At 37.9% G+C, this 11,013-nt stretch carries 14 protein-coding genes, 1 pseudogene and 1 riboswitch; of the genes and pseudogenes, 8 read left to right on the forward strand and 7 right to left on the reverse strand.

The window, feature by feature from the left end:
• The 3 genes and pseudogenes from C1642_RS13590 to C1642_RS13600 all read left to right on the forward strand — a co-directional run.
• Positions 1-200, forward strand: a pseudogene (locus C1642_RS13590) (bifunctional molybdenum cofactor biosynthesis protein MoaC/MoaB); the annotation flags it as partial.
• On the forward strand, positions 200-1,435 hold the full coding sequence (locus tag C1642_RS13595; protein WP_103236447.1) for a molybdopterin molybdotransferase MoeA: 1,236 nt from the start codon (positions 200-202) through the stop codon (positions 1,433-1,435). The pseudogene C1642_RS13590 and the gene C1642_RS13595, both read left to right, overlap by 1 nt.
• A 208-nt stretch (positions 1,436-1,643) precedes the next feature.
• On the forward strand, positions 1,644-2,126 hold the full coding sequence (locus C1642_RS13600) for a winged helix-turn-helix transcriptional regulator (protein ID WP_000870671.1): 483 nt from the start codon (positions 1,644-1,646) through the stop codon (positions 2,124-2,126).
• Here the strand turns inward: C1642_RS13600 and C1642_RS13605 are convergent.
• Complete coding sequence (locus C1642_RS13605) at positions 2,123-3,526, reverse strand: PLP-dependent aminotransferase family protein (protein ID WP_103236448.1); 1,404 nt, start codon at positions 3,524-3,526, stop codon at positions 2,123-2,125. The two genes, C1642_RS13600 and C1642_RS13605, sit on opposite strands and share 4 nt — an antisense overlap.
• 122 nt (positions 3,527-3,648) lie before the next feature.
• Here C1642_RS13605 and C1642_RS13610 point away from each other — a divergent pair, with 122 nt between their 5' ends.
• Positions 3,649-4,512, forward strand: a complete 864-nt coding sequence (locus C1642_RS13610) for a DMT family transporter (protein WP_016653974.1) — start codon at positions 3,649-3,651, stop codon at positions 4,510-4,512.
• Between the two features lie 4 nt (positions 4,513-4,516).
• Here C1642_RS13610 and C1642_RS13615 read toward each other — a convergent pair whose 3' ends face one another.
• Genes C1642_RS13615 through tusD form a run of 4 tightly spaced genes read right to left on the reverse strand, consistent with a single transcriptional unit; the run spans position 4,517 to position 5,913 of the window.
• Positions 4,517-4,828, reverse strand: a complete 312-nt coding sequence (locus tag C1642_RS13615; protein WP_001047539.1) for a TusE/DsrC/DsvC family sulfur relay protein — start codon at positions 4,826-4,828, stop codon at positions 4,517-4,519.
• A gap of 19 nt (positions 4,829-4,847) precedes the next feature.
• Entirely contained in the window at positions 4,848-5,132 is a 285-nt protein-coding gene (locus C1642_RS13620; protein WP_000194628.1) for a hypothetical protein, read from the reverse strand.
• A 17-nt stretch (positions 5,133-5,149) separates the two neighbouring features.
• Entirely contained in the window at positions 5,150-5,500 is a 351-nt protein-coding gene (locus C1642_RS13625; RefSeq protein ID WP_000859778.1) for a hypothetical protein, read from the reverse strand.
• Between the two features lie 44 nt (positions 5,501-5,544).
• Complete coding sequence (tusD, locus tag C1642_RS13630) at positions 5,545-5,913, reverse strand: sulfurtransferase complex subunit TusD (protein WP_000105718.1); 369 nt, start codon at positions 5,911-5,913, stop codon at positions 5,545-5,547.
• Positions 5,914-5,978: 65 nt separating this feature from the next.
• Between tusD and galE the strand changes: the two genes are divergently transcribed.
• Together galE and fumC are read left to right on the forward strand one after the other, a co-directional pair.
• Complete coding sequence (gene galE, locus C1642_RS13635; RefSeq protein WP_000604788.1) at positions 5,979-6,986, forward strand: UDP-glucose 4-epimerase GalE; 1,008 nt, start codon at positions 5,979-5,981, stop codon at positions 6,984-6,986.
• A gap of 114 nt (positions 6,987-7,100) precedes the next feature.
• Entirely contained in the window at positions 7,101-8,495 is a 1,395-nt protein-coding gene (fumC, locus tag C1642_RS13640) for a class II fumarate hydratase (protein WP_001194768.1), read from the forward strand.
• 133 nt (positions 8,496-8,628) lie between these two features.
• Here the strand turns inward: fumC and C1642_RS13645 are convergent, their stop codons facing one another.
• Positions 8,629-8,925 carry a hypothetical protein gene (locus C1642_RS13645; protein WP_000701849.1) on the reverse strand — a complete coding sequence of 99 codons (297 nt, stop codon included), beginning with the start codon at positions 8,923-8,925 and terminating at the stop codon, positions 8,629-8,631.
• A 181-nt stretch (positions 8,926-9,106) separates the two neighbouring features.
• Positions 9,107-9,568 (reverse strand): hypothetical protein, encoded by a 462-nt coding sequence (locus C1642_RS13650; RefSeq protein WP_032018375.1) that lies wholly within the window; start codon positions 9,566-9,568, stop codon positions 9,107-9,109.
• A gap of 311 nt (positions 9,569-9,879) precedes the next feature.
• Between C1642_RS13650 and C1642_RS13660 the strand changes: the two genes are divergently transcribed.
• Positions 9,880-10,371 (forward strand): hypothetical protein, encoded by a 492-nt coding sequence (locus C1642_RS13660; RefSeq protein WP_000949167.1) that lies wholly within the window; start codon positions 9,880-9,882, stop codon positions 10,369-10,371.
• 146 nt (positions 10,372-10,517) lie between these two features.
• Positions 10,518-10,605, forward strand: a riboswitch (glycine riboswitch).
• Between the two features lie 177 nt (positions 10,606-10,782).
• On the forward strand, positions 10,783-11,013 hold a 231-nt coding region (locus C1642_RS19450), incomplete at its 3' end, for an FAD-dependent oxidoreductase (RefSeq protein ID WP_228153887.1).

Consider the following 11,013-nt stretch of genomic DNA (forward strand, 5'->3'; position numbering starts at 1 on the left):
CTGCTCGCTCATTTGGACAAAAACGCACGCCATACGCTGCTATGTCACGCGGAGTAGCCGGGTTTATTGACCGTTCGTTAGTAGTGACGTTACCGGGAAGCCGTGGTGGAGCAAGCGAATCAATGGCCGCTATTTTACCCGCATTAGTCCATATTTTTGATGTTTGCCGTGATTTACCACATCCAGGAGGCTATGAATAATGTCAGGTTGTGGTGCTGAGCGTGGATTAATCAGTATAGATGAAGCGCTAGATTTAGTTATTAATAAGCCTAAAAACTTAAGCTCTATTCAAAAGACTCTAATAAATAGCCTAAGTAGTTATCTTGCCAAAGATATTTACTCTGAAATTAATTTACCAAGTTTTTCTCAAAGTGCGGTAGACGGTTATGCACTTTGTAGCCATGCAGAAGATTTAAATAATCAAAAGTTCCAAGTCACAGGTGAGATTCGTGCCGGAAGCGAGAGCCATGACATACTTGGTGAAGGTCAGGCGACTCGTATATTTACGGGCGGCAAAATTCCTGAAGGGACAACGCATGTAGCACGGCAAGAAATCGTATCGGTTATTTCGGCTCAAGAAATTTGTTTAACGGAGCATATACGCCCTCAAGCTGATATCCGTTTTACTGGTGAAGAAATCCAGCAAGGGCAGTTACTTGCTCAAGTAGGACAGTTTCTAAATATTGGAAGCTTGGCTGCTTTAAGTATGGCAGGTGTACAAGAACTTACTGTTTATCGTAGACCAAAAGTTGCAGTTTTAGTCACAGGTGATGAAGTTGCTCAAACGGCAAAAGATTTAATCGATGGAAAAGTCTTTGATGCAAATGGTCCATTACTAAAAGCTTGGTTTGAAGATTATGGTTTAGATGTTGAACTCATTCATGTGGCAGATGAAGCAGATCAGGTCACCCATTACTTTAACCAACTAAAAGACAGCCATGATGTTGTTATAACGACTGGCGGAGTTTCGGTAGGAGACTACGACTTTGTTCGGCCCTGTGCTTTCGAAGTTGGATTTGAACAAATCTTTTGGAAAGTTAAACAAAAACCGGGTAAACCTTTATTCTTTGCCGAATACCATAATTCACAAGCTATCCATTCTTGCTATTTGCTAGGTTTGCCGGGCAATCCGGCTGCGGTATATGTCGCAATGCAAGTTTACGGTAAATCTTTGCTTGATGCATTGCAGGGCAATAGACAGGGACCAGAATGGTTTACCGCAATTTTAGAGCATGATTTAAAAGAAGATGCACGTGAGCGTTTTTTACGAATGTATGCTTATTTTGATGCAGGGCAACTTAAAGTAAAAAGTTTGGCCAAGCAGCAGTCCCATATGCTGAGTAACCTTATGCAAGCCAATAGTTTAGTCCGTATTCCTGCAAATACAAAACTAGCATCAGGAACTGTGCTAAAGGGACTCTTTATTTCAAATTAACTTATAAATAAGCTGTATATAATTAATCCATACTGATGGATTAATTATATTTTATAACTATTTTTAGTGACTGTTATTTTAAAAAATAACCTTTATAAATATACTAAAAACTTATTTCTAAGCTGAATATTGCATATAACATATTAAGTGGTTTAGGGTATAAATAATAAGGCAAGTAGGCCAGTTTTATATTGAGGAAAGCATAAAGATGAAATGGGATGACATCGGTGATCAGCCTTGTTCTGTTGCCCGTATGCTATCAGTGATTGGTGATCGATGGACGATGCTAATATTACGTAATGCTTTTATGGGAATTCGTCGTTTTGATGACTTTCAAAAATCATTAGGTGTCACTCGTCATGTCCTTTCTGATCGCTTAAAACGGTTGGTTGAATACGAAATTTTAGTGAAAGCGCCTTATTTTGACCGTCAGGAACGCTTTGAATATCGTCTCACGGATAAAGGCTTTGAGCTTTATCCAATTATCTTATCTATGGCGAACTGGGCAGATAAATGGATGGACCAAGGTTTAGGTAAACCTTTGGAATATCGTCACAAAGCATGTGGACATAAATTTGAACCTGTTATGGTGTGTTCAGTATGTCGTGAACCATTACATGCAAAACAAGTTCAGGTTTCTGCTGGGCCGGGCTATTTTGCTTATATGGAACAAAAGCAAAAACAGGCTTAAACTTGTTTCTCTAATGACTCTTGTAGAAGCGCTTCTGCAAGAGTCTTATAAATATAATCATGATTTGATTGTGTAATATTAAAACGGATAAATTGACCTGCCGATTGTGCTTGGCTAAAGGCATTACCCGGGGCGAGAATCACTTGCCGATTCAGGCAAAACTGAGCAATCTTCGCTGCATCTACACCTTCCGGTAGACGACACCACACAAAAATTCCGGCCTTGGGCTCAATCCACGGTTCTATCCCAATCGATTTAAGCTTCGCGATTGTTTCTTGCATGGCTTGAGCTAAACGAACTTTTAATAAATCTAGATGCTTACGGTATGAACCATCGGTTAAAGCTGTGTGTAAAATCTTGGCTGAGAGTCCATTGTGAGAAAAGCTGGTGGCTATTTTTAAATCGGTAATTTGATCAATCCATTCTGGTTTCGCAATAATATAGCCGCAGCGAATAGAAGCAGAGAGCGTTTTAGAGAAACTTCCAATAAAAATCACGCGTGAAAGGTTGTCTAGGGCTGCAAGTCGTGGAGCGGGAGTATATTCAAAATCTGAGAAGATATCGTCTTCAATCACAATTAAATTAGACTGATCAATCAACTTTAATAATTGATGAGCTGTCGAGAGTGAGAGTGTTGCACCAGTTGGGTTGTGTACTCCGGAATTTGTAATATAAAGCCGAGGGTTATAGCTCTCGATAGCTTCTTTAAATGCCTCTAAGTCCGGGCCATTTGGAGTGTAGGGAATACCAACAACTTTAACTTGATGAACTTTAAGTAGAGCATGAAAGTTAAAGTAGCAAGGGTCATCAATTAGGACTACATCATCTGGTTTAAGTAAAAAACGACAAACCAGATCAATAGCTTGAGTGCCTGAATCGGTTAGAAGAACTTGATTAAGGTTTGCCTCTATACCTTTACTTTGTGCCCGTCTAGCCAGTAGATCTCTTAATGCGGACAGCCCCAACGGTGAAGAATAACCCAATAAACTATCGTCTTCGCTACGTGTGGCTGACCTTAATGCTTTGCGGATACTTTCAAGTGGCATCCAATCATTTGGTAACCAACCACAACCGGGTTTAAACGCATTAGGTTCTGCTTCTAAAGACTGGCGTGAAATCCATAACGGATCTATAGAGCGATCTAATTTGGGTCCTAATTCACTTAAGGCTAAAGGTGCAAGTGGTGCCACTACATAAAAGCCGGAACCACTACGTGATTCAATTTTACCTAGGGCAATTAATCGCTCATAAGCTTCGACAATGGTAGAAACAGAAAAACCTAAATCTTTGGCTAGTTTACGTACAGAGGGAAGTCGAGTTCCTGGAGTTAAAGAACGATTCTTAATTTGTTGTTCAATCTGTGAAATAACAAACTCGATTTTTGTTTTGGTCTGGTTCACACTAATTATCTCTAACTGTACTGTTTACTTATACATAACAGTTTTTTTAAATTGTACTGCTTTGTATCTGGTTTTGACACCATATCACAGCTTAAATTCTTCGTATAGTTGCGGAGAATAATATGCAAAAGTTTATGAACGGTTGGGTGAATGGTTTTATTGGGGTTGCAATTTTTGCCGGTTCATTACCGGCTACCCGTGTTGCGGTAACAGGTTTTGAGCCTGGTTTTCTAACAGCAGCAAGAGCTGTCATTGCAGGAGTTTTGGGTTTAATTCTTATCTTTTTGCTTAAGGAAAAAAAGCCTGCTAAACAAGATTGGTGGCCACTCGCTATTGTGGCTTTAGGCGTTGTAGTTGGTTTTCCCTTATTTACTGCGCTTGCTCTACAGTATATGAACGCAGCCCACTCGATTGTCTTTGTTAGCCTTCTACCGCTCGCTACTGCCATATTTGCAGTAGTGAGAGGTGGAGAAAAACCAAATTTATTTTTTTGGATATTTGCAATTTTAGGCAGTCTGATTGTTTTTACTTATATGTTTTTCTTATCGGGTGAAGCTGCTTTTGGCATCGGCGATTTATACATGCTTATTGCAATTATTCTATGTGGATTTGGTTATGCAGAAGGCGGAGTACTTTCGAAAAAAATAGGTGGATGGCAGGTGATCTGTTGGGCGCTTATTTTAGCTTTACCGATTATGCTGCTTGCTACTCTTTTTTATATGCCCGTTTCCTTTCAAGATGTATCTACATCAGCGGTAGCAGGGCTGGTTTACGTATCTTTATTTAGTATGCTCATAGGGTTCTTTTTTTGGTACAAAGGACTTGCACAAGGTGGTATTGCTGCAATTAGCCAGCTACAGCTTTTACAGCCTTTAATGGGTCTTGCGATTGCCGCACTTTTATTACATGAACACGTAAGTTGGTCGATGTTAATGGTAACGGCAGTAACAATTTTATGTGTCGCTGCCGCTAAAAAATTCGCATAAAAATCTATAAACAATTTGCCGGTTTAGGAATACCTGCCAAGCGACTGAGATGGCGAGCAACTAAACCGGTATTAAATTTTTGCTGTAAAACAGCATTATTAATATCTGGACTGACGGTTTTCATTAAAAACTTAATCAAAGGACGTGTTGCAGGAGAATGCCCAAATTGCTGATAAAATTGGCGAACCGCAGCTAAAACTTCAAAATGCCAATCTGTTAATTCAAGATCGAGAGATTTGGCGAGTTCCTGTGCTACCTCGGGATTCCAAATCGTATAGTCGACTAAATGACCATCTTGATCTAATTCTAAATTCATAAAAATGAGCCTAACTATATTATTTCAAAGAAATGCAACGATTAAATTGTAAAACCAGATCCGCAAACTGGTCATAGTTCAATACCTTAACGTGAGCCAAGGTTTCTGCATCAATTAAATCTTTTTCATGAGACAAACAAGAAACTGAGCCAAACTGCTGACAAATATTTACCGAAAGTTGAGCAGTTGAGTCACCCATAAAAACAATTTGATCATCTTTATGAAATAGCTTTGCAAGTTCTTCAATAATGCGAGGAGTATGGTGATAAGAAGCTTGCACAAGATAAAGAGTTGATTGCGTCATTAAAATTACACCTTTATCTACCAATATAAGACATGATCGAAAGACTGGATGAGTTCAGTATCTAACTGAACAAATTCTAGTTCCTGCTCGCTGTTTTGAACAAATGGATGCTGTTTGTTTTTGGCTTCAATAAGGATTGGACTTAAGTCATAAAACTCAAAGCTATCCACCATGTTTGAAGCAATTTTAAAAGCATGCTGCAATTGGTCAAAGTTACGTTCATTTTGTAAAAGACTAAGAGCCGCATCTTTTAATAATACTTTGACTGGTGAGCCAAAGGTTGCTAAAACCATAGTAGCGGCGAGGCTTTCATTGACTTGTAGGCTGGTTAGATTGGCTTGGGTCAAAATAACGAGTACAGTTTTCACACAATATACCTTTTAAAAGCAACAATCTAAGTTAACAAAGTAACTTAAAATTGAAGAAGACGAGAGGCTGACTGTACTGCATCAGCAAGTTCACCTAGACCAACCAACTCAAAGTTGTTCGCTAGGTTGTGATGACTAAGTTGATGGCGACTCGCATTTTCTGCATCGGTAATCCCGCGTGCAAGAGCAGCGCTAACGCAAACAGGAAGTCTGATCGCGAGCTTTTGCCATTCATGCGTTAAATTACGCTGGTCGTCAGGAACCCACTGAAAATCATTCGCAACTTGAACGCCATCTTGGTAAAAGAATACACGAAAGTCTTCATTTTTACTTTTGAGTGCCTGAGCTAGGCCCAGCGCATGCCAAGCATGGATCGAAGTAGGAGCAGAGGTTATTAGTAGTAATGTACTCATTGAGAATTCACTATGGTCATACGTCTAAATGGGCGTAGATACATTAAGAGAAAGGTAAGTATACAATGATTTTAGTGACAGGTGGTTTAGGCTTTATCGGTTCACATATTGCATTGAGTCTCATGGCTCAAGGCCAAGAAGTGGTTCTTGTCGATAATTTGGCTAACTCGACCTTGCAAACGCTTGAGCGGTTAGAATACATCTCTGGTATGTACGTTCCGTTTGTTAAACTTGATGTACGTAACACGCCTGCATTGAACAAAGTATTTGAACAGTACTCAATTGATGCAGTCATTCATACGGCTGGTTTTAAATCTATTGAAGAGTCTAATTTAAAACCGCTTGAATATTATAATGATAATGTCAGTTGTATCATGAGCCTATTGCGTGCAATGCAACGTACAGGCGTCCGTCATTTTATTCATTTATCTAGTTTGGCAGTCTATGGAAAATCTGGTTCACAGTTAAGCGAAACAGATGATTTCAACTATGCTTATCCTAACCCTTATATTAAGTCGCAACAGATGATTGAAGAAATCATCCGTGATACTTACAAAATTGATCATGAATGGAAAATTGCAATTTTACGTCTATCAAATATTGTAGGTGCTTTTGAGCATGGCGTATTAGGCGAGTATGTAGCACAGCTCCCTAAAAATATTGTACCGCTTGCCATGCAAGTTGCAGCGATGCAACGTGATTTAATTGAGTTACAGGATCAATCTTCTACCGAGGACCATACCGTAGAACGTAGCTTTTTACATGTATTAGATGTATGTGAGGCAGTAAGCTCAACTTTACATTGGTTACGTGATCAAAGCCATTGCTGTGAAGCTTTTAATATTGCTCATGAGCAAGTGCATTCGATTCGTCAATTATTAGATGAAATTTCACAGGTTACCCAAGCCGAAATTCCGACACAATCTGCGATTTATAAGCATGAAGAGTTAGCACAGATTGGTGCAAATATAGGAAAAGCAAAAACTTTATTACAATGGGCACCTAAGCGAACTTTAAAACAAATGATTGAAGATGAATGGAGATTTTATCAAAATACATTAAATGGAAGATAAGATAATGATTCTTATTTACAATAATGGAATGCTTGAGTACGATACTAAAATTAACTAGCCAAAGCATAAATTGCTTCAGCCCGTGAGTTCTTTAACCAGATAACCGAGGTTTCTATGCAAACACGAATTGAACATGACACAATGGGTGAGATTGAAGTTCCGAATGAAGCGCTGTGGGGTGCACAAACCCAACGTAGCTTACAGAACTTTAAAATCGGGCAGGAGCGTTTACCCCGTGCCATGATTCGAGCGATGGGCTTGGTAAAAAAAGCAGCGGCAATAACCAATGCAGAGTTAGGCCAGTTACCACAAGATTTGAGCCAATATATTGTGGGGGCAGCTGAGGAAGTGATTGCAGGGAAATGGGACTCTCAGTTTCCACTTGTGGTTTGGCAAACAGGTTCTGGTACGCAAAGTAATATGAACTGTAATGAGGTGATTGCAAATATTGCAAATCAAAAGCTAGGCCAAGCGCTCGGAGCACAAAAGCCGGTACATCCAAACGACCATGTTAACCGCGCACAATCTACTAATGACTCATTCCCAACGGCTATTCATGTTGCGGCAAGTTTGCAAATTAATGAATTACTGATCCCTGCTGTAGAACAGCTTAAAGCGACTTTGCAAAAAAAGTCGGACGAATTTCAAGATATTGTTAAAATTGGCCGTACCCATTTACAAGACGCGACGCCACTGACACTTGGCCAAGAGTTTAGCGGTTATGTTTCTCAGCTCGAGCATGGTTTAGTACGTTTACAGCAAGCTTTAAGTGGTCTGTATGAGTTACCATTAGGTGGCACAGCGGTAGGAACTGGGTTAAATGCTCATCCTGACTATGCTGTTAAGGCAGCAGCTCAGCTTGCAGCTTTAACGGGTTTGCCATTTGTTACCGCTCCTAATAAATTTGAAGCACTTGCAGGACGTGATGCTGCTGTTTTTGCATCAGGCGCATTAAAAACTCTAGCGGTAAGCTTGAACAAGATTGCCAATGATATTCGTTGGTTAGCAAGTGGTCCACGTTGCGGCTTCGGCGAAATCCGTATTCCTGAAAATGAACCTGGTTCAAGTATCATGCCAGGTAAAGTGAACCCGACTCAAAGTGAAGCAATGACCATGGTTGTTGCTCAAGTACTTGGCAACGATACCACTATTAATGTCGCTGGTGCTTCGGGTAACTTCGAGCTCAATGTATTTATGCCAGTGATTGCTTATAACTTACTGCAATCTATTCAGTTGCTTGGTGATGCATGTAATAGTTTTAATGATCACTGTGCAGTAGGGATTGAGCCAAATCGTGAGAAAATTGATCATTTCTTGCATAATTCTCTTATGTTAGTTACGGCATTAAATCCGGTTATTGGTTATGAAAACTCTGCAAAAGTGGCGAAAACTGCTTATAAAGAGAATAAAACTTTAAAACAAGTTGCTGTAGAGCTAGGACTTGTTACAGCAGAGCAATTTGATGAAGTGGTTAAACCTGAAAAAATGGTTTCGCCAAATAGTAAATAAGCGATTTAACAATAGCCATCAGCAGTATATTTTGTAGCGATTTTACAAACTCTTAACTACTGATGGCTATTATGCTTAAGATGTTAAAGTTAGGGCCATTCATTTACCCTAAGTTATTTATTAAAAATTAGAGCTATACCAATAGATCTTCTATATATTCCCAGCCATTAGCTTTCATCTCTTCAAACTTTCTTTTTAATTCTTCTTTTGTATATTCATGTGAGTCTTTAGCTAAAAGAATATGATAAGAATTAGATGCTGGATCTATAGTGACCTCATTAATTTCTACTGGCTGAATCACACCATTTTCGGTCAAACCAAGATCAGTAAAGCACATTCCTTTTACCGGAATAACACTGCATTCATACTCTTTAGAAATAAAATAATTATTTGAATAAGTTGAATAGGTACGTGAAGCGCGAATCTTCATTGCTATCTCCTTTATTCGTAGAGAAGATTTGAGTAGTGTGGCGCGTTTTAAAAGCTAAAACTGTTTACTTTTTATTGTTTGTTTACTATGAATCTTTGTTATTTAAAATATTTTTAACAATCTATATCAAAATTAACTGTAGAAGCCTCCTTTTTAAAAGAAGGCTTCAATATAGATAAGCTTATCTTGAGATTTTGTAAACTTTATTTTTATATTCATCACGAGAAATGACACCTTTATCATATTGTTGTTTTAATGATCTATATTGTTGATAACGAACATCTCTTTGAAGACCCATATTGTCATGATTTCTAATGTAATAGAGACTTCGTTCATGATCACTCATATTTACAGTATGGTCGGGAGAGTGAGAATAAGTGTTTTGTGGTTGCTCGTCTTGGTAGTGTTTTGCAATCTCAAAAAAATCTACGTTTTGTTTGTTTGAATCAGAGCGGAAAGGATTGTGTTGTGATTCGTTAATTTTATGATCTGAACTATTATTTACCTCAAGCATACTCTTATGGCGTTTTGACTCTTGTCCATAAAATTCATATTTGGTTGGGGAGATAGTTGTTTCAGAAAATACAAAAGGAGAAAAAGTAGCAGTACTTAAAACTAATAAAATTAATTGTAATCTATTCATTTCTTTGGAAGCCCAGATGAAAGTGAGTAAATCACTGTATTATAACACTAAATTTAACAGTAAACTAAAAAATAATATATCTAAAATATACATATTTTTAATTTTCAAAGTTGTATAAGATTTATTTGCAAGTTTCTAGGTTGTAATTATTCATTATTAAGCTTTATCAAACCAACTTGGTGTTGAATAAGCTGCCATAATTGTTAAAATGCCCACCTTATCCTGTTTTTATATTATTTTTTAATTGCTTTCGTTCTTGCAATTTTTAAATTAATTATGAAAAACAGTCGTTTAGTTAAGGATTTTTTTGAATGCTCTCTATTTATTTAACAGATACTCAACAACATGTGCAATTTAATGATTACCCAAGTGATCAGCCTGTTAAATTTCTGTTAAATCTTAAAAAGATTTTTCCAAGTACTGGTGATTTATTATTACCTGTTTTACCTGAAGATAATGATCTGGAAAATGTAACTTGGGAATCAACCTCAAAAGACTTTGAAATCTTCAAAAAGTTATTGGCAGGTTGGGGTGTGATTGAGCTTCGTTTAAATGCCATTACCGCTTATAAAGATAAAAATTTTGCAAACGAGTTGATCAAACAAGCTCAAGCGAAACGTAAAAAAGTAGCACAAAAAAATCATCAACTTTCACTAGTTGCATTGGATTATATTTTTATGCACGAAATTCATGCACTCATTGATGCTGAACTGTTCACAATAGGCGAGAAATTTTATTTGCCAACCTTGCGGGAGCAATGGAAAGGTACCGTTTCGGACCAAGTGCTTAATGGAAAGCTCTAATGAATACCAAAAGGTGAATTCTTATAATTTACCTTTTTTATAATTAAATCAAAAATTTGCGTGTTTTTTTTGGTGGGTTGTACAAAAGTTTACAAGAAAAGAATGCGTTTTTTTAAAAGTGGCAGATACATTGCTTATATAAATACAAAATTATTGCGGGAGAGAGGTTCTTAAGAACCCGCCGAAGGAGCAACAGGCCCGGAAACTCTCAGGCAAAAGGACTGTAATAATTAAAAAATCTGGAGAGCAGCTTAAGATTTATAAGCATGGAAAATAAAAACTTATAAGTCATAAACTCACCGAAGGGGAAGATCGAAATACTAAAAGGTAGTATTTAGGTCGAAACTCTCAGGTACAAATGACAGATGGGCTGTACTGATGAAATGTTTTTGCATTTCAGAGGAGTCTGTTATGCCACATGTTATTGTGATTGGTGCAGGAATCACAGGGGTTACTTCAGCCTATGAATTATCTCAATTAGGTTACCAAGTCACAGTGATTGATCGCCATCTTTATCCAGCCATGGAAACATCATTTGCAAATGGAGGGCAATTATCTGCTTGTAATGCAGAAGTCTGGAACCAGAAAGCGACCGTTATAAAAGGTTTTAAATGGATGAGGCAAAAAGATGCTCCTTTATTA

Source organism: Acinetobacter sp. AKBS16 (assembly GCF_002899995.1).
GTDB lineage: Bacteria > Pseudomonadota > Gammaproteobacteria > Pseudomonadales > Moraxellaceae > Acinetobacter > Acinetobacter baumannii.